The sequence below is a fragment of the Akkermansia muciniphila genome (genome assembly GCF_018709685.1).
GTDB lineage: Bacteria > Verrucomicrobiota > Verrucomicrobiia > Verrucomicrobiales > Akkermansiaceae > Akkermansia > Akkermansia muciniphila_E.
Genome location: NZ_JABDHQ010000011.1, coordinates 44,295 through 66,376, shown reverse-complemented (window position 1 = coordinate 66,376; position 22,082 = coordinate 44,295). Strand labels below are relative to the sequence as shown.

Here is a 22,082-nt window from a genome sequence, read left to right as displayed (position 1 = left end):
TCTTGGCACGCCCGTGCGCCTGTCCTATGGTGATGGGCATGATGAAAAAAATTGTTGCCGGGTGTGTGGCCGCCTCCGTATCCCTTCTCTGGTGCGGGTGTGACCGCAAGGCCGTCTCCGGGGAAAAACAGGGGGCCCCTGCCGGGGAGCGGGAAGAACCTGCCGCGAAAAAGGCGGAAAAAGGGGAGGCCGGAAGATGGAAGGACCGTCTGGACGCCGCCTCCGCCGCATCCCATAAGAAGGGTAATGACAAGGAGCAGGTGAAGGCTCTCAATGATGTGGCCGCCCTGTACGCGGAGGGATTGCAGAACGGCTGGGCGCACCCGCTGGATGTGCGCGCCTGGTGTGACTCCGTGGCGGAGGCCGGGTCCGGATATTCCGGGGAAACGGTCATCGGCGCCATGTACCTGTACGGAACCGGCATCAAGCGTGACGCCGCGGCGGCCAGGGAATGGTTTGAATACGGGCTGGCACGCCCCGGCAGCCAGCGGGGAAATGCCCTGTACATGCTGGGCATGATGTATTTCAAGGGAGACGGGGTGAACCGGGACCCGAACAAGGCGCTGGAGCTGTGGCACAAGGCGTCGGATGAGGAGCACCCTGCGGCCATGGGGCTGCTGGGCCGGGCTTACATGGAAGGGAAAATGGGCTTTGACAAGGATGCCGCCTCCGGACTGGTGCTGCTGGAAAAGGCCGCCAACGGGGGCAATACGCCTTCCTCCGTGTACCTGGGGAACCTTTATGCCAGGGGGGAGGGCGTGCCGCAGGACATGGAGCGCGCCATGAAATGGTATGAACAGGCGGCTTCCGCCGGGGACGCCCATGCCCAGTACATCGTGGGCCTGGCGTACCTGGATGGTTCCGGCGTTCCCGTGGACGAGGGAAAGGCATTCAACTGGCTCCGGCTGGCCGCCGGGCAGGACCACGTCAACGCCATGCTGATGCTTTCCGTCTGCTACAGCACCGGAAAGGGAACCAGGCAGGATGCGGACATGGCGGAAGTCTGGAAAAAGAAGGCGCTCCAGTTGAATGCGGAGCGGGAGGGGGCCTCCGCGCCGCGGACGGAGGAACGCTAGTCTTCCGCAATGCCTTCCCGTATCTCACGGTTCAGGAAATCCAGGGCCTGTTTGCGTTCCAGAATAATGTTCCCCTGGCCGTCCGGGATGACCAGCAGGCCGTCCCGGTGTTCCAGAATGGCGTGGATCATGGCGAAAACGTGGCCCAGGGCGCATTCATCCTCCAGTATGAAGCGCAGCATTTTGGTGCGGCTCCCTATTTGCTGGAGGGCCGCGCGGTCCCTTTTGAACGCCTGCCGGGCGTCGTCCGTCTCCATGACCCAGAACACGTCCAGCTGGGATTCCCCCTCTTCGTCCAGGTATTCTCCTTCCAGCACATGCTCCGGAGCATGTTCCGGCGCGCCGGAAAGGTTCAGACGGAAGCAGGCGTCCAGGCGGAACATGTTCTTCTGCAATTCCTCCGCCACGGGCAGGGGCTCATTCTGAATAAAAAGCCAGAATTCCTGCTCTTCCGGGGCTGGGGCGGCGTGGGTCATGGGCGGATTGTGGCATTCCGGCGGCATTTTCCCACCCGGATTTGTGACATTGAGGCGGTGTGCGCGGATTTTTGGATGTTCAATGCCGCTCCTCCCGATTAAAAACAGGGGCATGAGTATTCCCGTAATGATGACGATTGCCGGTTCAGACTGTTCCGCCGGGGCCGGACTTCAGGCGGACCTGAAGGCGGCCCATGCCATGGGGGCGTTTGCGCTGACGGCGGTCACCTGCGTCGTTTCCGAGGTGCCGGGGCTGGTGCGCGGCATTCAGGAGGTGGACCCGGCCTTGGTCGCGGACCAGGTGAGGATTAATCTGGAGCATTTTCCCATAACCGCCGTAAAAACGGGCATGCTGTATTCTCCGGCCATTGTCCGTGCGGTGCATGAGGTGCTTTCCGGCACGGATATTCCCGTGGTGGTGGACCCTGTCATGATCGCTACGGCGGGAGACCGCCTGATGAGGGAAGAGGCCGTAGCCGTTTATGAAGAGCTTTTGCTGCCGGGCGCGGCCCTGCTGACCCCCAATCTGGATGAAGCCGCCGTCCTGCTCCGGAGTTCCGCCAATCCCGGGAGAGATGAACTGCCGGAGTGCGCCGCGCGGCTGGCCCTCAGGTACGGGTGCCCTGTTCTTTTAAAAGGAGGCCATCTGGAAGGAGACTGCCGGGACGTGCTGGCCGGGCCGGACGGCCGCATTCTGGGGGAATGGAACCGTCCGCGCGTGCAGGATGTGAGCACCCATGGAACGGGCTGTTCCCTCTCCGCCGCCATTGCGGCGCGGCTGGCCGCCGGGGACGGGCTGGCCACGGCGGTGGAACGCGGCCTGGACTTCATTGCCGCCGCCATCCGGGACCACCTGCGGTGGGAACATCCGGTACGGGTGGACGCGCTGAAATTGTGGTAGAATGCCGTCTCCTTTCCGCGCTGCTTCCCTCCGTTCCGTTTACCGGGGCCCGGTTGGGAAAAGCAGGGAGTGCCGAGGTCTTTCTGTGCCTTAATAATGCTTTGTGCTTGCGTATGGCATGCGGGGTTGGTAGTTGTATCCACGCCCATGTGCCACATGGAGCTCTTAAAAATTAGTAAATATCATAGCAATTATCACTATGGGACAGCAAATCCGCAAAGTCACCAAGCGCCGCAGACGTGTTGAATACATCAAGCGTAAGAAGGAACAGTCCAAGTTGAATTCCAATACGCCTATTCGTCTGGCCGTTCCCGTTGCCAAGGACGCCAAGCCTGCCGCCAAGGAAGCTCCCGCCAAAAAGACCGCGGCCAAGGCCCCCGCCAAGAAGGCTGAAACCAAGGCCCCCGCAGCTAAGAAGGCCCCCGCCAAAAAGCCGGCTGCCAAGAAGGCCGCCGAACCCGCCGCTGAATAATTGCCCGGGCGGAGGTTTCTCCCTCCGTGCGTCAATCAAACAGTTTTCACAAGCCGCCGCGTATTTGCGTGGCGGCTTTTTGCATACCCGGAACCCTCCTGCCTTCAAAAGGGTCAAGGGCAGGGGAGGAGGGATTTTCCCTCCCGCGCCGGGAAGGCACGGGAGGGGTTTTGAATGGCGTCTTCTTCCCCGGTTCATGACATGTAAACGAGGCTTCTTCTGGGGTCTTCCGGAATGATATTGACTCTATCGCCCGGAGGCGTACAAAAAGAAATAACACCATCTTGTTTTCTCAAATATGCGCCATCGTACTACAGACACCGCCAAGGGGCACCGCAATTACATCATCATTGCATTTGACGTGCTTCTTTTCCTGGCCATGCTCAAGTGGCTCCCCGTGGAGCCGGAAGTAGCCAGGGGGCTGGCCATACTCACCTTCATCGGCATCCTGTGGCTGACGGAGGCCCTGCACGTGACCGTAACCGCCCTGATGGTGCCGGTGCTTGCCATGTTCATGGGCATTCTTCCGGGAGCCAGGGCGCTGGCAGGTTTTGCTGATCCCACCATCTTTCTGTTCTTTGGCGGTTTTGCCATGGCCGGTGCCCTTCATGAACAGAAAATTGACATCTGGCTGGCGGGGAAAATTCTTCAAATGGCCCGGGGAAGCCTGGGCATGGCGCTGGTGCTGATCTTCCTGGCTACGGCCTTCCTCTCCATGTGGATGTCCAACACGGCCACGGCGGCCATGATGCTCCCCCTGGTGATCGGCCTGCTGGACCGTATTCCTCCGGAAAAACTCAAGACCACAGCTCCCTTTGCCGTGCTGGGAGTGGCGTACAGCGCTTCCATTGGCGGCATGGGAACGCTGGTAGGCTCCCCGCCCAATGCCATTGCGGCGCATGAGCTCGGCATGGGATTTGCGGAATGGTTCCGGATTGCCATGCCGCTTGTCCTGGTGTTCGGGGTAATTGTCTTCTTCCTGATGTACCTGTTCTTCCGGCCGCGGCTGGGCCTGCATGTGGACATGACCCCGGAAGACAGTGAGGAATCCGCCGCGCGGTTGAATGCCAAACAGGTGCGCGTGCTGGTCCTATTCGTGCTGGTGGCGGGGAGCTGGATGTGCAGCAGCTTCCTTTCCGCCGCGCTGGGCGGCATTCCGGCCATGGATACGCTCATTGCGCTGTGCGCCGCAGTGCTCCTGCCCCTGTGCGGAGTCATCAACTGGGGCGGCATTGCCAAAAATACGGACTGGGGCGTTCTGCTCCTGTTCGGCGGCGGCATCACGCTCAGCAGTATTCTCGTCCAGACAGGCGCGGCCGGATTTCTTGCGGACCAGGTATCCGCCATTGCCATGGGGCAGAACCCCCTTGTCATTCTGCTCATTATCAGCGTCTTCATCTCGTCACTCACGGAATTTTGCTCCAATACGGCCAGTGCTGCCCTGGTGGCTCCCCTGATGGTGACGGTGGCCGCCGCCATGGGAATGTCCGCCACGCCGCTGGTGCTTCTGGTGGGCATAGGCGCTTCCTGCGCCTTCATGCTCCCGGTATCCACGCCGCCCAACGCCCTGGCCTATGCCACGGGGAAATTCCCCCAGATGACCATGGTCAAGGTAGGCTTGCTGATTGACGGAGTGCTCATCTTCGTCAAGGCCTTCTGGGCGTGGATCTTCTGGATGTAGGGTGGAGAGTGGAGAGTGGAGAGTGCCGCGGGGTGGCGTTTTATTTTGCCGGAGCGGATGCGCCCTGCGCCTTTTCCTGGAGCTTCCGCGCCGCTTTCTTATCCAGCTTGGCCAGTTTGGCAATCAGGTAGAAGAAGGAGGGAATGAAGAATACGCCGATGAAGACGGCCGTAATCATCCCGCCAATCACCCCCACGCCCACCACCTGCCGCGCCGCCGCTCCCGCGCCCGTAGCCAGGGCCAGCGGAAGGCAGCCCATGATGAACGCAAAGCAGGTCATCAGGATGGGGCGCAGGCGGATTCTGGCCGCGTCCAGCGTGGCCGTGAGCAGGTCTGTGCCCTGCCGGAGTTCCAGCACGGCAAATTCCACGATAAGAATGGCATTTTTAGCCGCCAGCGCAATCAGCACGATGAGGCCGATTTCCGAGTAAATGTTCAGGTCCAGCCCGAATATCCACAGGGCCAGGAAAGCGCCCAGGATGGCGATGGGAGCGGTCATGAAGATGGCCACGGGCAGTGACCAACTTTCATACAGGGAGGCCAGGATCAGGAAGACGAACACGGCGGAGGCAATGAAGATCATGCCGATGGTGATGCCCTTCTGCGCCTGTTGTTCCTGGTAGCTCATGCCGGAATAGTCATAGCCCATGCCTGCCGGCATGGTCTGGGCAAAGACTTCCTCCAGCGCGCCCATCACCTGCCCGGAGGAATAGCCGGGCGCCGGAGTGACGTTAAGCTGGGAGCTGTTGAACATGTTCTGGCGGATCAGGAATTCCGGGGCCCAGCCATGCGTGACGTTGATGACGGAATCCAGCGGGACCGGGTCTCCGTCATTGTTGCGCACGTAGAACATGGAAAGCTTGTCGATGTTGTTCCGGTACGGTGCGTCCGCCTGCATGTACACCTGCCATTCCTGGCCATAAATGTTGAAGTTGTTCAGGAAGGTGCTCCCCATGTACGCCTGGATGGTCGCGTAAATCTCATCCACGTTCATGTTCTGGAGGGTGGCCTGTTCCGTGTTCACATTCAGATTGTACTGAAGGTTGGAGGGAGACATGAAATTGCTGATGCCCGCGATTTCTGGCCGTTTCCCGGCGGCCGCGATGAATTTGGCCGTATTGGCGGCCAGGAATTTCTCGCCGATGCCCTGGCGGTCTTCCAGCAGGAAGGTGACGTCCCCGGACGTGCCCACGCCCGGCAGGGGCGGCGGCGGCACCACATACGCCATGCCGGAGGAAATCTCCGCGTTCAGCTTGCTCTTCAGCCTGGCGGCGATGCCGTCCGCCGTCATCCCGGGAGCCTTCCGTTCGGACCACGGTTTCAGGGAAATGAAGAAGAAGGCGTTGGAGGAGCTCTGGACGGAGCTGATCAGGTTGAAGCCGTTCACGGTGGTGACCACCTCCACGCCGGGGTTCTCCCGGATGATCCGTTCAATCCGTGCGGAGGTGGCCTCCGTGACGTTCAGGGAGGTATTGTCCGGCATTTCCACGCCGCCGAACAGGTAGCCCTGGTCTTCATTGGGCAGGAAACCTGTGGGAATGAGCTTGGCCAGTGGGAAGAGCGCGGCCGTCATGGCGGCCAGCAGCAGGATGGAAAGCCACATGCGGCGGATGAGCCACGCGCAGGCGTTCACGTACCAGTCCCGCGCTTTGCCGAATCCGTTGTTGAAAGCCTTGAATAACGGTCCCAGCAGGGGAATGGTATCTGATTGGCCCGATTTCAGCAGCCCGGCGGACAGGGTGGGGCTGAGGGACAGGGCGCAGAAGGCGGAAATGAGGATGGCCGTGCCGATGGTGACGGCAAACTGCTCAAACAGCTTGCCCGTGACGCCGGGCAGCAGCATGGTGGGAACGAACACGCAGGCGATAACCAGGGCCGTGCTCACCACGGGGCCGGAAACCTCCCGCATGGCGGCGATGGTGGCCTGCATGGGCTTTTCCCCGTGGGAAATATGGTTCTTCACCGCCTCCACCACCACGATGGCGTCATCCACCACCAGGCCGATGGCGAGCACCAGCCCCATCAGGCAGATAGTGTTGATGGAGAAACCGAAGAACGGGAAGGCGATGAAAGCGCCGATGATGGAGACCGGAACGGCAAAGGCCGGAATCAGCGTGCCGCGCCAGCCCTGCAGGAAGATGAACACCACCAGCACCACGAGGCCCAGGGCCGTGACCAGCGTGTTGACGATGTCGTCAATGCCGGCGCGGACGGCCAGGGTGGAATCCAGGGACACCAGGTAGTCCATTCCGGGAGGCAAATTGCTCTTTTCCAGCAGGGCCTTGATATTGTCCACCATCTGGAGGGCATTCCCTCCGGGCGCTTCATAGATGCCGATGGAGGCGGCAGGCATGCCGTTCACGGAAGAACTCAGGCTGTACGTCTCCGATCCCAGTTCCACGCGGGCGACGTCGCTCACCCGCACAATGGAGCTGCCCTGTCCGCGCACCACGATGTTCTCAAACTCCTTCACGCTGGTCAGGCGTCCGGGGGCCTTCACGGTAAAGGAAAGCTGCTGGTCCGGCGGCGCGGGCTGCGCGCCTATCTTGCCCGCGGGGTTCACGGCGTTCTGGGCCTGCACGGCCAGCATCACGTCACGGGCCGTGATGTTCAGGGCCGCCATCTTTTCCGGATTCAGCCAGATGCGCATGGCATAACGGCCGGCTCCGAACACCTGCACGTCGCCCACGCCGGGCACGCGCTTGATGGCGTCCACCATGTTGATATAGGCGTAATTCGCCAGCCAGAGGCCGTCGTAGGTTCCCTGGGGGGAATAAAAGCTGACCACCAGGGCGGGCAGTCCGCTGGTCTTGCGCAGGGAGACGCCCAGCTCGCTCACTTCCGGCGGAAGCTGGGAGGTGGCCTGCCCGTAGCGCAGGTAGGAAAGCACCTGGTCCATATTCGCCTCCGTTCCGGTTTCGAAGAGGATCATCATGCTCATCTGCCCGTTGTTGGTATTGACGGAAGTCATGTAGGACATGCCGTCCACACCGGACATCTGCTGCTCAATGGGGGAGGCGATGGACTTGACCACGGTTTCGCAGTCCGCGCCCGGATAGGTGGCCGTCACCTGGATGGAGGGAGGGATGATATCCGGATACTCGGAGATGGGAAGCCGCAGAATGGCAAAGCTCCCCAGCAGCACAAGGATGATGGAGAGGCAGATGGAAAGAATGGGGCGCTTGATGAAGAAATCAGCCATGGGGAGAGGAGCTTACGGGTTGCTGGCGGGGACGGCCTTCAGATGTGCGGCCGGGTTCCTGGAGGCCATTTCCGCCTGGAGAAGGCCATCCACCACCACCTTGCTCTGCGGGGTGAGGGAATCCGGTTGAAGCGGGATGACCTGCTGGCGCTCCCCTACCTGGGTTCCGGCCTGTACGGGGATGATGGAAGGGTGGTTGCGTTCATCCAGCGTGATGACGAAAAAGCGGCCCTGGGTGGAAAGAAGGGCCTTGGCCGGAACGGTCAGCGCGTTCTGGACGGTAGCCAGCTTTGCCGTGGCGGTGATGAACATGCCGGGGCGCAGCAGGTAATTTCCGTTGGGAAGGTCCGCCTGCACGCGGATGGTGCCCGTCTGGGGGTTGAACGCCCGGTCAATGGCTACCACGGTAGCCTGTTCCGGGTACTTGGTGCCGTCCTTCAGCGTAATGTCCAGCTTGCTGCCCGTCTGGACGCCTTCATCTCCGTTCTTGCCCGCCTGCTGGATCCATTCCTGCTGGGTGACGGCAAAATTGACACGGATGGGGTTGACGGAGGAAACGATGGCGAGGGGGCCGCTCTCCGGGCTGACCAAGTCGCCGATGTTCGTCTTGGAAATGCCGGCAATCCCGTCAAAGGGGGCATAAAGCACCGTATAGGAAAGATTCTTCTCCGCCAGGGCCAGGGCCGCGGTGGCCTGCTGCACCTGCGCCTGCGCGGCAATGGCGGACAGGCGCGTGTCCTCATACTTCTGCTTGGAAATGGCGTTCTCCGCGGCCAGCGGCTTGTAAATCTCCGCGTCGTAATTCAACTGCTGGAGCTGGGCCCGGGCCTGTTCCAGCGTGGCTTTGGCCCTGGATACCTGGTCCTTGAAGGTGGAATCGTCAATGCGGAAGAGTACTTCCCCTTTTTTCACCGGGGCGCCGTTGGAATAATTCTGCGTCAGCAGGTAGCCCGTGATCTGGGGAACGATGGAGGCGTTGTCCACCCCGTCCAGGTGGCCCACCCAGCTTCCCTCCACAGGAATATCCATGGTAACCGGTTGTTCGTAAATGAGCGTGGGCGTCTCATGCGGAATCTGTTCCGTCTTTTTGCACCCGGAGAAAACGAGGGAGAACAGGAAGAGGAGAACGGCGGAACCGGAGATAGAGCCCGTCAGGCGTGTCAAGTCCATGCTGTGAATGACACGCCTGCGCGCTCCTTTGTTGAAAGAAGGGGCCCCGGACGGGAACGCCGTCCGTGTCATGCAGGCGCATTCCGCCGAATGAGATTGTCCGGAAGGCTTACGGGCGGCGGAGGGATTTGTCCGGCGTGAACGCCCGCACCAGCTCCCCGATCCACAGGACGATGGAAGTGCCCGCGAAAATGAGGCCCCAGTCCGTCCAGCTCAGCGGCACCACGTTGAACATCTTGCCGCCGAAGGTGACGATGAGGTACTGCCCGGCCAGGATGAGCAGGGCCACCAGCCCGAATCCGCCGATGCTGGCCCCCATGCGGGCAAAGGCACTCTGGTGCGTGTTGAAGGCCTTGGCATTGAACATATTCCAGAATTGGAGGAGAACAAAGATGGTGAAGAACAGGGACAGTTCATAGCCCGTCAGTTCATGTTCCGGGGAGGAGAAATCCAGATAGCTGCCAAAGTAGCCGCTGAGGCTGAACTGCGTCAGGCTGGTGATGTCCGCATGCTTGAAGTACTGGAGCAGGCCGAACAGGAAGGCCACGAACAGGATGCCCACGCCCAGGATGTTCCGGCCCATGGGGCGGGTGATGATATGGTCCGTGGTCTTGCGCGGCGGGTCCTGCATCACGCGTTCGTCCGGCGGAAGGGAAGCCAGCGCCAGCGCGGCGAAGGTATCCATGATGAGGTTCACCCAGAGCATTTGGGTGACCGTGAGGGGGGATTCCGTGCCCAGGAACGCGCCGATGAGCACGATGAGGCAGGCCGCCACGTTGATGGTCATCTGGAAGACGATGAAGCGCTGGATGTTCCGGTACAGGGAGCGCCCCCACATGACGGCGCGGGAAATGCTCATGAAGGAGTTGTCCAGAATGGTGATGGCGCTGGCTTCCTTGGCCACGGTGGTACCGTCCCCCATGGAAAGGCCCACCTGCGCGGCGTTCAGGGCGGGAGCGTCGTTCGTGCCGTCCCCGGTCACGGCCACCACCTGGTCCTTCTTCTGGAGCAGTTTCACCAGGCGTTCCTTGTCCATGGGCCTGGCGCGGCACATGATTTTCAGGTCCATCACGCGGTTCAGCAATTCTTCGTCCGGCGTCTGCTCAAACTCCACGCCCGTCATCAGGCGGTCCGGCGTGTCCGCCTCCGTCCACAGGCCGATCTGGCGGCCTATTTCCCGCGCGGTGCCGGGCGTGTCCCCGGTGACGATCTTAATGCTGATGCCCGCGTCCATGCAGTCCTTCACGGCCTGGGGCACGTCGTCCCGCACAGGGTCTGAAATGGCGGCGATGCCCAGGTAAACCAGGTCCGTGCGGATGACGCGGCCGTCCTCGAACACCGGGGCGTCATCATCCAGGATGCGGTACGCGAAGCCCAGCGTGCGCATGGCCTGGTTCTGGTAGGCCAGCAGCTGTTCCTCAATGGCGGGGCGCATGTCTGCGGCAGGCACCCGGCCTTCCGGAGTCAGAACTGTGGAGCACAGGCCCAGCACGATTTCCGGAGCGCCCTTCACGTAAAGGACTTTTTTACCCAGCAGGGGGGATTCCACCACGGTAGCCATGTACTTGCGCTCCGTGGAGAAGGTAAGCTGTTCCAGCACGCGGGCGTTTTCACGCAGGTCCAGGTAATTCACGCCCTGGCCGTGCAGCCACAGCAGGAGCGCCCCTTCCGTGGGATTGCCCAGGGCCTTGATGTGGTCCGGGTCCGCATAATCCAGAAAGGCGGTGGAGTTCACGGAAATGCCCTCCCGGATCAGGCCGCCCAGCTCGTTGTCCGCCGGGGCGGCATTACCCAGACCGTAGAAATCCGCCTTGTACACGTTCATCTGGTTGCGTGTCAGGGTGCCCGTCTTGTCCGTGCAGATGACGGTGGCCGCCCCCATGGTTTCGCACGCGTGCATCTTGCGCACCAGGTTGTTGTTGGCCAGCATGCTCTTCATGCTCAGGGCCAGGCTCAGGGTGACGCTCATGGGCAGCCCTTCCGGCACCGTGACCACGATGACGGTCACTGCGATCATGACCGTATTCAGAATGTAGGTTCCCGCGCTCAGCCATTCCACGGGGCCGGGCAGGTGGGAGAAGTACAGGGTGAGGCGGCCGATGATGATGAGGGCCGCAATGGCGTAGCTGGCCCAGGTGATGAGGTCGCCCAGCCGGGAAAGCTGGCGGTTGAGGGGCGTCTGCACCTTGTTGTCAATCTGGGAGCCTTCATAGACCTTCCCGTATTCCGTCTTGTCCCCCACGGAAGTCACTTCCATGATGCCGTGGCCGTCCACCACGGTGGTTCCCTTCAGGACATGGTTGGAGGGGTAGGTGGCGTCCTTCTTGAATTCCGCCTCCACCGTGGTCTTGCCGATGAGGGGTTCCCCCGTCAGCGTGGACTCGTTCACCTGGAGGGAAACGGCTTCCAGCAGCACGCCGTCCGCCGGGACTTCCTCCCCGGTATTCAGGATGACGATGTCTCCCACGACCACGTCGCGGCGGGGCAGTTCGCAGATGTTGCCGCCGCGGATGACCTGGACCATGGTGTCGTCATTGACCTGGTTCAGGATTTCAAATTTCTTGTTGGCGCTCACTTCAAAGGCGAAGCCCACGCAGGTGGCCAGCAAAATGGCTACCAGGATGCCCACGGGTTCCAGGAAGACGCTGGCCGGCTCCGCTCCGGTGAAGAACTGGTAGCAGGCCACGCCTACGGACAGGAGCAGGGCAACCAGCAGAATCTTGATGATGGGGTCTGAGAATTTCTCCAGGAACTGCTTCCACAGGGGTTCCTTTTCCGGGGGCGTCAGGATGTTGACCCCGTATTTGGTCCGGTTTTCCAGAACCTGCTGTTCAGAAAGCCCCTGGTGATGTGCTGCACTCTTCATTGTTGAGATGTTTCTTTACCTGATTGGACTGCGTGAGGAAAGTGCGGAGGAGGATTTGCGGGGATGATGACGGGAGTTTTTGGGAAAGCTGCGCCGCCGCGCTCCCTCCGTGCCGTAAAGTCCGGCATTGTTGCCTTGACTTTGACGGAGTTCCGGCGATTCTGGAGCACCTATGTGGAATGATCTTTCTCATGGCCTTTCCGTACTGGCGGACGCTCTTTCCTTCCTCTCCCGCTCCTGGGGGTTCTGGGTCTGCGTGGGCAGCGTGGCCGGACTGGCCGCCGTTTATGCCTGGTGGAGAAAGAGGCTCGCCCTGTGGGCCTTTGTCCTGTCCTTCCTTTCCCTCCTGGCGGTGGTGGGGCTGGCGTGCCAGCGGATGATGCATAAAAACACCTTCCTGTGGATTCAGGAACCGGCGCTCCAGGCCGTGTCCGGAACGTATGAGGTGGAATCCACTCCCCGGGTGCGGTTATTTTACCGTCCCCAGGAGCTGAAGCGCTTTTTCCAGATCAGTTCCTCCACGATTCTCCTGCATGAAGACGGCACGTGTGAGATTTCCTCCTTCCCGCGCCCGGAGGCGTGGGGCCGGTGGATTTCCCATCCGGAGGACAGGGACGACCTTTCCGTGCTGGAAGAGGACCTCGTTTCCTCCTGCCGGGGCACCTGGTCCCTGGTGAAAAAAGAGGGGTATTACGGCGTCTCCATCGTCTATTCAGCCGGAACCAGCCTCACCCTTTACCTGGGAGGGGAGAATATGGAATGCCTGGTGATGCCCGTGAACCCTTCCGACCCGCTGGAAGCGGTGACGTTTGAGAAAAGGTTCTGAACCGTGTCCGCTCCTGCGGTCCGGGGGTGCAGTAAATTCAGGGAAGGCCGGAAAACCAGCCTCCCTGAAAGGGGGGCTATTTGACCTTTCCCCCTTCGTACACCAGTACTTCAAAGGGTTTCAGCGTGAACGTCAGCTCCTTGTCGACGTCCACAGTCTTGCCGGAGAAGCCGTCCAGAGGGCGCTGGTCATCATAGGAATCCTTGAAGGTGATGGTGCCCTTCACCTCCGCGGGAATGTCCAGGAGGCTGCGGAGGGTGCCGGTCAGGCTCTTTTCCTGGTCGGAGGAGTTGCGGAGGGCCAGGGTGGCCTTGTTCTTGTTCCACGCGGCCCAGCCGTACACGGCGCCTTCACTGGTCTCCTTGTTCCACGGATTGCCGCCCACCCAGTGCACGTCGTCCAGCACGTCCGCATTGCGGCGGATCCACTTGATGCCCTTGGCCAGCTCGTCCCACAGCACGCCTCCGCTGGCGTTCATCAGGTCCCGGTCCACGTAAAGTTCCTGGAGGGAGGTACCGCAGGCCGTGGCGCAGCGAAGTTCCTTCTTCACGTTTTCAGGATCGCGGGGCATGCACGCGGGCGGACCGAACTTGGTGACCATCAGGCCGTGGGTCATCATGGAATTGATGGGCATCAGCGGGGAGCCCTGCACAAAAACCTCGTGAACCAGGCGGTCGCGGTAGGTAATCCACTTGTCCCGGTTGTCGCCCACGCCGATGGTGCCGAAGTCGTTTTCCTGCCTCCATACGGAATCCGCGTAGCGGAACCAGAAGGGAGAGGCCCACGTACCCACGGTGCAATTGATGTAAAGGTCTCCCTTCTTCTGGCGCAGGGCGTTCAGCACGCGGATGATGCCTTCCGCATCCTCCTCATTGCCGGGGCCCTTGGCGTGGAAGTGGGTGCTGATGCCGTCGAATTTGAAGTACTTCATATTGTAGTCCTTCACCATCTGGGAGCAGCGGCCCACAAAGGCGTCAAAGTATTCCTTGTTGGAAAGCTGGAAATTGCCGATCTTGTTGTCCGGATGCTTCACATTCCAGTGGGCCAGGCGCTTGCCCTTGGAGGCCCCATAGCCGCCCACCGGGCCCAGCCAGGTGCCGATTCCGGCCTTCTGCCTGCCCGCGGCGGCGTCAATGCGCTTGAAGCCCTGCGGGAACATCTTGTGGAAATCCCACAGGCTGTTGAACTCGTCCCAGCCGTCATCCCAGACAAAGGCGTCAATGGTCATGCCGCGTTTCTGGAAAAACTGTTCCTGCCAGTCCTTCAGCACGGCCAGGCACTGCTCTTCCGTCATGCGCTTGGCGGGGTCTGAATCATTATTCCGGTTGATGTTCAGTTCATACCAGGAGTTATAATGGATGAACGGGCGGTAGGGCATCACGCGTTCCCGCTCCATATAGGCCAGGAAGGAGCGGCGCTGCTGGCCGGGGGCGAAGATGCCGAGGACGGAGGACACCTCCCACACTTCCCTGGGCTGCATGGTGGTTTTACGGCTCCAGACGCCCTGGGCAAGCTGGGAATCGTCCGCCTGGGCGTCTTCCTTTTCCTCCAGCGTGCGCACGGGCAGGGAGAAGGTGATTTCCCCCTTGCTGGCGATTGGTTCGCTCTTGGTCTGGGCCCAGTAGCGCAGCAGGTAGTTTCCCTTGGCGGGAATCTTCACCGTGTAGGTATTGTTGCTGCTTGCGTCTCCGGTGCTCCCGGCGTGGAAGTCGGAGTCAAGGACGGCGCCCTTGGCGGAAAGGAGCTGCACGCCGGCGATGTTCAGCTTGTTGTTCCCTTTGTCGCCCCCCTTGTACCGGAACGTGACGGTGCACGGGCCCTTGCCGTCAATGGTGACGGGGCCTTCCGCGCAGGCTACCTGCTCCCCGTACTGCTTTTTCAGCTCCTGCGGAATATTGAAATTTCCCGTCCATGAAGCCGTGGTCCATTTGTCCGCGTTCCAGGCGGCGGATTCCCCGCCTTGCGCGTTTCCAGCGCCTCCCACGGTATTGATGCCCATGGGCGTTTCCAGGGCGGTGAAGGCCAGATCGTTCACGATGAGCGCGCCCCTGGCGTTGCCGGAAACGGAGGGGGCGCCCGCCTTCCCTTCCACCAGGTCATACTGCATGGCCACGATGCTCTTCATCTGGATGGGCTTCGTGCTCACCAGGCGGAGTTCCTGGCGCAGGTAATGGGAATTGTCCCGGAGCACGGCGCGCCAGGAGAGCAGCAGGGAGCCGTTCAGCGCCTGGAAGGTGGCTGTCACGGCTTTTCCGGGGAAGCGGTCCGCCAGCTTGAACGCCTTGGGATTGGCCTGGAGGGTGACGAGCTTGACGTCAGCCGCCTTCAGGTCTGAGGACTTGATGCTCCTGCCGTCCTGAAGATTGATGATGAACAGTTCCTCCCCTGCCTTGGCCACCGGCCCCAATTTGGACGTCATGCCTCCAAAGGAAAGCTTGCCGCCGCGGTTGAGGAATTTGGCCGTCAGAATATTGTTGGAAAGGGTATAGCCGGAAGCAGCCTGCTCCGCATGGGCCGCGCCGGGCGTGGGGCCGGGAAAAACAACTGCTGCGGAAGCGGTGGCGAGGCTTCCCAGAACGGTGGCCAGCACAAGAGCCTGAGTAAGGAATTTCATGATGTGGTAAAGAAAAATGGAGCTAGGGTGCCAACATAGCGCGCGCCGTATTTTCTGCAAGAAAAAAGGCTGTGGGTGGGATGGCGGCTGTTTGAAACTCCGTCATGGTTCTTCGGACGGAAAGGATTCCCTGCGCCTATGACACAGAAGCATTGATTTTTTTAACCCCGTTTTGGTCTAATCTGCATGTATACGGTAGCTGATCAACTTGTTGAAATTTTGGAAAAAGCCGGGGTAAAGCGCATTTACGGCATTGTGGGTGACAGTTTGAACCCCATTACGGACGCCCTCCGCAGGAAGAAAACCATTGAATGGATTCACATGAGGCATGAGGAAGTGGGCGCCTTCGCCGCCAGTGCGGAAGCACAGCTTACCGGCAATCTGGCCGTATGCTGCGGCAGCAGCGGCCCCGGCAACCTCCATTTGATCAACGGCCTGTTTGATGCCCACCGGAACCATGCCCCAGTGCTCGCCATCGCTTCCCATATTCCGCAGAGCCAGATAGGCGTGGAATATTTCCAGGCCACGCATCCGGAACAGCTTTTCAGGGAATGCAGCTCCTACGCGGAGCTGATCTCCGAAGGGTCCCAGGCTCCGCGCATCGTGATGACCGCCATCCAGCATGCCTGGGCCAGGCGCGACGTAGGCGTGATCGTATTGCCCGGGGACATTGCGGACGCTCCCGCTGAGGCCGGGGACCTGGTGCATCCCCCCGCCTTCACCCGGGAAACCGTGGTGCCGGACCATGAGTCCGTGGCGCGTCTGGCCCAGATGCTCGCCTCACACGACCGCATCACCTTCTTCTGCGGGGGCGGCTGCGCCGGAGCGGAACGCAAGGTGGTGCAGATCGCCGCACGGGTGAAGGCCCCGATCGCCTACACCTGGCGCGGAAAAGACTATTTTGAACATGACAACCCCCTGGGAGTGGGCATGACCGGCCTGCTGGGCTGGGGGGACGCCTACAAGGCCATGCATGAAAGCGACCTCATTGTGATGTGGGGAACGGACTTCCCCTACTTCAACTTCCTCCCCACCAAGCCCGCCATCGTCCAGATCGACCGCCGCGGGGAAGTGCTGGGGCGCCGCTGCCGCCTGGACCTGGGAATCTGCGGGGACGTGGGCGCCGTAGCGGACGCCCTGCTGGGAATGCTGGAGGAGAAAAAGGATTCGGAACACCTGGACGCCTCCCTGAAGCGCCATGCCAAGGATGTGAAAGACATGAACGCCTACATGGACGGGAATGACAAGGAATCCCCCATCCGGCCCGAACAAGTGACCACGGCCCTGAACAAGTACGCGGCTCCCGACGCCGTATTTACCGTGGACACGGGCACCCCCTGCATCTGGAGCGCCCGGTTCCTGTGCGCCACGCTGGGAAGGCGCACGCTGGCCTCCTTCAACCACGGCTCCATGGCCAATGCCATGCCGATGGCGATCGGAGCCCAGAAGGCTTATCCCAACCGCCAGGTGATCGCCCTGTGCGGGGACGGCGGCCTGTCCATGCTGCTGGGGGACCTGATTACGATCGTCCAGTACAGGCTTCCGGTGAAACTGGTGGTGTACAATAACGACTGCCTGGACTTCATCCAGTTGGAAATGCAGGCCGCGGGCCTGATTCCGTGGCAGATTAACCTGGACAACCCTTCCTTTGCCGCCGTGGCGGACGCCGTGGGCATCAAGGGCTTTGTGCTGGACAAGTCAAGCCAGGTGGACGAGATGGTGCAGGCCTTCCTGAAATATCCGGGAGCGGCCCTGCTGGACGCCCGTGTGGACCGTGACGCCATCGCGCTGCCTCCGTACATCAGCCTGGGACAGGCGGCGGACTTCTCCCTGGCGATGGTCAAGCAGACGCTGACCGGGGAAGTGAAGCAGGTGTGGAACACCCTGGCCGGGAACCGGAAGCTGTTCAAGCCCTGAGGGCCCGCAGGCAGTGTTTAGTGAACAGAGATGAGAGTTTGGAGAAAAAATAGCGGCCTGCGGCCGTTAAGGAAATCCAATCCTTAATCTCTGGTATCTAATCACTGCCCTGAAAGAGCCTTTTTCAGCGCTTCCGTCACAATCTTGGGGTTGGCCTTGCCCTTGGCGGCTTTCATGACCTGGCCGGTGAGCCAGTTCAGGAGCTTGTCATTGCCTGCCTGGATTTCAGCCACCTTGGCCGGATTGGCGGAAATAACTTCCTGCACGATGGCGTCCAGGAAGGAGGAATCCGCCTTTTCAAAGCCCAGCAGCTTGGCGGCCTGCGCCGCGGTGAGGGACGGTTCTTCCCACATCCTGGTGAAGACGTCCTTGGCCTGGTTGTTGGAAACGGTGCCGTCGTCAATAATGGCGATCAGGTCCCGGATGGCTTCCGGCTTCACCGGGCATTCTGACGGGCGCATGCCTTTTTCATTCAGCACGGCGGAAATATTGTTGATGACCCAGTTGGCGATCTTCTTGCCGCTGGCCGTCCCCTGCGCCGCTTCTTCAAAGAAGCGGGCCAGTTCCAGGTCCCCCACCAGCACGTTGGCGTCATATTCGCTCAGGCCGTACTCCTCCATGAAGCGCTTCTGGCGTTCCTGGGGCAGTTCCGGAATCTGGCTGCGCACCTTCTCCACCAGCGGGGCGGTGTGCACGGGCACCAGGTCAGGGCACGGGAAATAGCGGTAGTCGTGCGCGTCCTCCTTGGTGCGCATGATGACGCTTTCCCCGCGTTCGTCATCCCAGCGGCGGGTGGACTGGATTTGCGCCATGCCCATGTCCAGTTCTTCCGCCTGGCGCTGGATTTCATAATGAAGGGCGCGGCGCACGGCGGACATGGAATTGAGGTTCTTCATCTCCACCTTGGCGCCCAGTTCCTTCTGGCCGTGGGGGCGCAGGGAAATGTTCACGTCGCAGCGCATCTGGCCCTTCTCCATGTCGGCGTCGGAAATATCCCCGTAATTCAGAATCTGCTGGAGGGACTTGAGGTAGGCGTAGGCTTCCTCCGGAGTGTCTATGTCCGGATCGGAGACGATCTCCATCAGGGCGGACCCGGCGCGGTTATAGTCAATCAGGGAATAATTGGCGTGGTGGGTGATCTTCGCCGCATCTTCTTCCAGATGAATGCGGGTCAGCTTCACCGTGCGGAAGGGGGGCACGCCGGCCTTGATCACGTCGTTCGGGTAGGACCAGGGGTACAGGGGCACCTCCCCGCCCAGGCACAGCGGCAGATCCAGCTGGGAGGTCTGGTAATTCTTCGCCATGTCCGGGTAAAAGTAATTCTTGCGGTCCCACTGGGAAACCTCCGGGCTGGAACACCCCAGCATCAGCCCGGTCAGCAGCGTGCGCTCAATGGCAAACTCATTCAGCACGGGCAGGGCGCCCGGCAGCCCCAGGCAGGTGGGGCACACGCGCGTATTGGGTTCAAAGCCAAAGCCGGTCTCGCAGGAGCAGAACATTTTGCTCTTCGTCTTGATCTGGCAGTGGACTTCCAGGCCAATGGTCACGATGTAATCTGAAATTGCCATAAAATTCGGAACGCTTGAATATCGCGGGAACTGTACGGAACCCTCTTCTTCCTGTCCAGTAAAAAGGCCTGGGCGGGAGAGTGGAGAGTGGAGAGTGGAGCCGGGGAAATAGTTGACAGAATGGACTTGATGGACAAAATGAACACCTTTTCTCTTCTCTTTTGTCCATGGAGTCCACTTGGTCTATTCCGTCTTCCTTCTTCGGGAGAGACCCCTTCATCAACGCAACAGGGCCGTTCCGGCTCTTGTTCGGAACGGCCCCCTGAGGAAATGGAGAGCGGTGCGTCTCCGCTCCACTCTCCGCTCTAAACTCTCCACTCTCTATAAAATGCCCAGCTCCTTAAGCTGCTGGATGGGGCGTTCCGGCCAGAGCTTGTTGGCGATGGGGCTGGCGGGGCTGGGGTGGAGCAGGGTGCCGATGGTGAAGCTTTTTCCGGGGAGCCGTGCGGCGGCGTCCCGCAGCTTCTGCGTGGCGTACGCCCCCACGCCCACCAGGGTGTGCGGGTTCAGGATGGTGATGAGGGAAACCAGGTGCTCCATGCATACCTCGTCCACGGCGGCGCGCTGTTCCGCGGGCAATTTGTCCGGCGTGATGTTGGCTCCGGTGGCGCCCATCCAGATCAGCGGGCAATAGTTGGCGACGTAGTTGTGCCGGAAAAAGTTTTCCGCGGTGCCGAAGGTTTCCGCAAAAAGCCCCCACAGCCGCCGTCCGCTGACTTCCGACCGGGGGCAGTTGAAGCCTTCCACCGGGCGTTTGGGGTGGGTATGCTCCGGCCTGCCGACTTCCCCCCGGATGTGCAGCCAGTTGACGACCGCATCCACTTCTCCGAAGGGAACGCCCGTCTGGGCCATGCCGAAGGGGCCGGGGTTCATGCCCAGGAAGAAGTGGCTCTTTTCCCCGTTTCCGTAGGTGCGCACGTATTGTTCATGCGGCGCCCACGCATAGGTGAGCGGGTTGTAGGTAAAGTGGACCGGGTCTCCGAACCGGAGCCGGGCAGTGCCGTCCCGGAGGGCGGCCGTGGCGTTCAGAATGGCTGCTGCGGTGTCCTTCATGCCCCTCTATCATGGGGCGTTGCCGTTTATTGCGCCAGTAAAAACTCCGCGCTTGCATTATTTGCCCGGCTCGGTACCATTCCGCCCCGGACAAGTTAACCTTATTACTTATGAGTGGAATAGCCATTATGACATCAGGCGGTGACGCCGCCGGAATGAATCCGGCGATCAGGGCGGCTGTGGATCATGCCCGCCAGCTTGGAATGAACCCCTACGTTGTCTATGACGGCCTGGAAGGCCTGATCGATGGAAAAATCAAGGAAGCCACCCGGGAACTGACCAGCGACATGATCTACAGGGGCGGGACTCTCCTCCGCTCCTCCAGGTCCAAGCGTTTCTTTGACTACGAATTCCGCAAGCAGGCCTACGAACACCTGAAGGCCCGCGACATTGACAAGCTCATCATCATGGGCGGCGACGGCTCCTTCCGCGCCCTGAATGACTTTTTCAACGATTTTGAAGTTCCCTTCGCCGGCATTCCGGCCACGATTGACAACGACATCGCCGGAACGGACTACTGCCTGGGCGTGGACACGGCCCAGAACGTGATTCTGGACTGCATTGACTCCGTCCGCGACACGGCCCGCTCCCATCACCGCGCTTTTGTGGTGGAAACCATGGGCCGCGACTGCGGCTACCTCGCCATGACCACCGCTCTTTGCAGCGCGGCGGACATCTGCATTGTCCCTGAAATCCCTTACGACCTGGAATCCATTTACAAGCGCCTCCAGCCCGTCATCAATGAAGAAGGAAGCTGCATCATCGCCGTGGTGGCGGAAGGCACCCGCGTGGCCCAGTACCTCACCCGCTGGCTGACGGAACGCGCCGGAATGGACACCCGCCTGACCGTGCTTGGCCATGTGCAGCGCGGCGGCTCGCCCACCGCCCGTGACCGCCTGATGGGTACCCGCTTTGCCACGCGCGCCGTGGAAGCCCTGAATAACGGAGACATCAACCAGATCATGGTATACCAGGACGGCCAGTACGGCTATGCCTCCCTGGATGCCGTGGCCGGGCAGCAGTATTCCGTAAATCCGGACATCATCAACCTCTGCCGTGAACTGAGCTGCTAGCCGGTTCCGCGGTAATGAGCGCCGCTTTTTTCCGCCCATGCCCCCCGTTCCGGCGGCATGGGCGGATTTGTTTTGTAAAACCAGGCCGCTGCTGTATGATGGCACCGCATCTTTCCCTGAAAACAGAGTTATGAAAGTTATCGTTACGGGCGGAGCCGGCTTCATCGGCTCCAATCTGGTCAGGCTGCTGCTGGAGCGCGGCCATGAAGTCCTGAACATTGACGCCCTGACCTATGCGGGCAACATCCGTTCCCTGGATGATGCGGCGGCTTCTCCGGCTTACCGTTTTCTTCAGGCCGACGTGCGGGATGCGGAACTGATGCGGCGCACCCTGCGGGAGTATGGGCCGGACTGGGTGATGCACCTGGCGGCGGAATCCCACGTGGACCGGTCCATTGACGATCCCGGGGACTTCATGACGACCAACGTGATGGGCACCTTTTCCATGCTTCAGGCCGCCCTGGAATATTACCGCTCCCTGGAGGGGGAGAAAAAGGCGGCCTTCCGCTTCCACCACATTTCCACGGACGAGGTGTACGGTTCCCTGGGGGAGGACGGCCTGTTCACGGAATCCACGCCATACCGCCCCCATTCCCCGTATTCCGCCAGCAAGGCCTCCAGCGACCACCTGGTGCGCGCGTGGCATGATACGTACGGGCTCCCCATTTTGATTACCAACTGTTCCAACAATTACGGCCCCTGCCAGTTCCCGGAGAAGCTGATTCCCGTGGTTATCCTGAAAGCGCTTGCCGGGGAGCCCATCCCCGTGTACGGCAAGGGGGAAAACGTGAGGGACTGGCTGTACGTGGGGGACCACTGCGAAGCCCTGCTTACTGTCGTTTCCGCCGGAAAACCCGGAGAAACGTACAACATAGGCGGCAATAACGAAAAGACGAACCTGGAACTGGTGGAGCTGCTGTGCTCCCATCTGGATGAATTGAGGCCCCGCGCGGACGGCCGCAGCTACCGGGAGCAGATCACCTTTGTGCAGGACAGGCCGGGCCATGACCTGCGCTATGCGATTGACGCGTCCAAAATCCGGAAGGAGCTGGGCTGGAGCCCTCGCCAGGACCATTCCTCCGGATTCAGGAAGACCATTCAGTGGTATCTGGACCATGAAGACTGGTGGAGGGGCATCCTCTCCGGGGAATACCGCCTGGAACGTTTGGGAACCAACAGCTAGGAGA

General features: G+C 60.8%; 15 protein-coding genes. 8 read left to right on the top strand and 7 right to left on the bottom strand.

What is annotated here, in order from left to right; all coding sequences use genetic code 11:
* Positions 1 to 38: 38 nt before the first annotated feature.
* Positions 39 to 1,076, top strand: a complete 1,038-nt coding sequence (locus HHJ06_RS08470) for a tetratricopeptide repeat protein (RefSeq protein ID WP_215428913.1) — start codon at positions 39 to 41, stop codon at positions 1,074 to 1,076.
* On the opposite strand, the gene HHJ06_RS08465 is transcribed toward HHJ06_RS08470, so the two are convergent.
* Complete coding sequence (locus tag HHJ06_RS08465) at positions 1,073 to 1,552, bottom strand: hypothetical protein (protein WP_215428912.1); 480 nt, start codon at positions 1,550 to 1,552, stop codon at positions 1,073 to 1,075. The genes HHJ06_RS08470 and HHJ06_RS08465 overlap by 4 nt on opposite strands.
* Positions 1,553 to 1,664: 112 nt before the next feature.
* Here HHJ06_RS08465 and thiD point away from each other — a divergent pair, with 112 nt between their 5' ends.
* From thiD to HHJ06_RS08450, 3 genes are all read left to right on the top strand, one after another.
* A complete protein-coding gene (thiD, locus tag HHJ06_RS08460) occupies positions 1,665 to 2,453 on the top strand; it encodes a bifunctional hydroxymethylpyrimidine kinase/phosphomethylpyrimidine kinase (RefSeq protein ID WP_215428911.1) in 789 nt (262 codons plus the stop codon).
* Positions 2,454 to 2,652: 199 nt separating this feature from the next.
* On the top strand, positions 2,653 to 2,925 hold the full coding sequence (locus HHJ06_RS08455) for a hypothetical protein (protein ID WP_180972225.1): 273 nt from the start codon (positions 2,653 to 2,655) through the stop codon (positions 2,923 to 2,925).
* Between the two features lie 298 nt (positions 2,926 to 3,223).
* Complete coding sequence (locus HHJ06_RS08450) at positions 3,224 to 4,606, top strand: SLC13 family permease (RefSeq protein WP_215428910.1); 1,383 nt, start codon at positions 3,224 to 3,226, stop codon at positions 4,604 to 4,606.
* 40 nt (positions 4,607 to 4,646) lie between these two features.
* Here the strand turns inward: HHJ06_RS08450 and HHJ06_RS08445 are convergent, their stop codons facing one another.
* The 3 genes from HHJ06_RS08445 to HHJ06_RS08435 all read right to left on the bottom strand — a co-directional run bounded on the left by HHJ06_RS08445 (position 4,647) and on the right by HHJ06_RS08435 (position 11,844).
* A complete protein-coding gene (locus tag HHJ06_RS08445; RefSeq protein WP_215428909.1) occupies positions 4,647 to 7,808 on the bottom strand; it encodes an efflux RND transporter permease subunit in 3,162 nt (1,053 codons plus the stop codon).
* 12 nt (positions 7,809 to 7,820) lie between these two features.
* Positions 7,821 to 8,978 carry an efflux RND transporter periplasmic adaptor subunit gene (locus HHJ06_RS08440; RefSeq protein WP_215428908.1) on the bottom strand — a complete coding sequence of 386 codons (1,158 nt, stop codon included), beginning with the start codon at positions 8,976 to 8,978 and terminating at the stop codon, positions 7,821 to 7,823.
* Positions 8,979 to 9,087: 109 nt separating this feature from the next.
* Positions 9,088 to 11,844, bottom strand: a complete 2,757-nt coding sequence (locus tag HHJ06_RS08435) for a calcium-translocating P-type ATPase, PMCA-type (protein WP_215428907.1) — start codon at positions 11,842 to 11,844, stop codon at positions 9,088 to 9,090.
* 172 nt (positions 11,845 to 12,016) lie between these two features.
* On the opposite strand from HHJ06_RS08435, the gene HHJ06_RS08430 reads away from it, so the two are divergent.
* Positions 12,017 to 12,670 carry a hypothetical protein gene (locus tag HHJ06_RS08430; protein WP_215428906.1) on the top strand — a complete coding sequence of 218 codons (654 nt, stop codon included), beginning with the start codon at positions 12,017 to 12,019 and terminating at the stop codon, positions 12,668 to 12,670.
* A 76-nt stretch (positions 12,671 to 12,746) separates the two neighbouring features.
* Here HHJ06_RS08430 and HHJ06_RS08425 read toward each other — a convergent pair whose 3' ends face one another.
* A complete protein-coding gene (locus HHJ06_RS08425; protein ID WP_215428905.1) occupies positions 12,747 to 15,284 on the bottom strand; it encodes a hypothetical protein in 2,538 nt (845 codons plus the stop codon).
* Between the two features lie 186 nt (positions 15,285 to 15,470).
* Between HHJ06_RS08425 and HHJ06_RS08420 the strand changes: the two genes are divergently transcribed.
* Positions 15,471 to 17,201: a thiamine pyrophosphate-dependent enzyme gene (locus tag HHJ06_RS08420; protein WP_215428904.1), complete on the top strand. Its 1,731-nt coding sequence runs from the start codon at positions 15,471 to 15,473 to the stop codon at positions 17,199 to 17,201.
* 101 nt (positions 17,202 to 17,302) lie between these two features.
* On the opposite strand, the gene gatB is transcribed toward HHJ06_RS08420, so the two are convergent.
* Both gatB and HHJ06_RS08410 read right to left on the bottom strand, forming a co-directional pair.
* A complete protein-coding gene (gatB, locus tag HHJ06_RS08415; RefSeq protein ID WP_215428903.1) occupies positions 17,303 to 18,769 on the bottom strand; it encodes an Asp-tRNA(Asn)/Glu-tRNA(Gln) amidotransferase subunit GatB in 1,467 nt (488 codons plus the stop codon).
* 321 nt (positions 18,770 to 19,090) lie between these two features.
* Positions 19,091 to 19,822, bottom strand: coding sequence for a uracil-DNA glycosylase family protein (locus tag HHJ06_RS08410; protein ID WP_215428902.1), 732 nt, complete (start codon positions 19,820 to 19,822; stop codon positions 19,091 to 19,093).
* Positions 19,823 to 19,932: 110 nt separating this feature from the next.
* Here HHJ06_RS08410 and HHJ06_RS08405 point away from each other — a divergent pair, with 110 nt between their 5' ends.
* Entirely contained in the window at positions 19,933 to 20,895 is a 963-nt protein-coding gene (locus HHJ06_RS08405) for a 6-phosphofructokinase (RefSeq protein WP_215428901.1), read from the top strand.
* Positions 20,896 to 21,025: 130 nt separating this feature from the next.
* Positions 21,026 to 22,078, top strand: a complete 1,053-nt coding sequence (gene rfbB, locus HHJ06_RS08400; protein ID WP_215428900.1) for a dTDP-glucose 4,6-dehydratase — start codon at positions 21,026 to 21,028, stop codon at positions 22,076 to 22,078.
* The last annotated feature ends 4 nt before the right edge of the window (positions 22,079 to 22,082 follow it).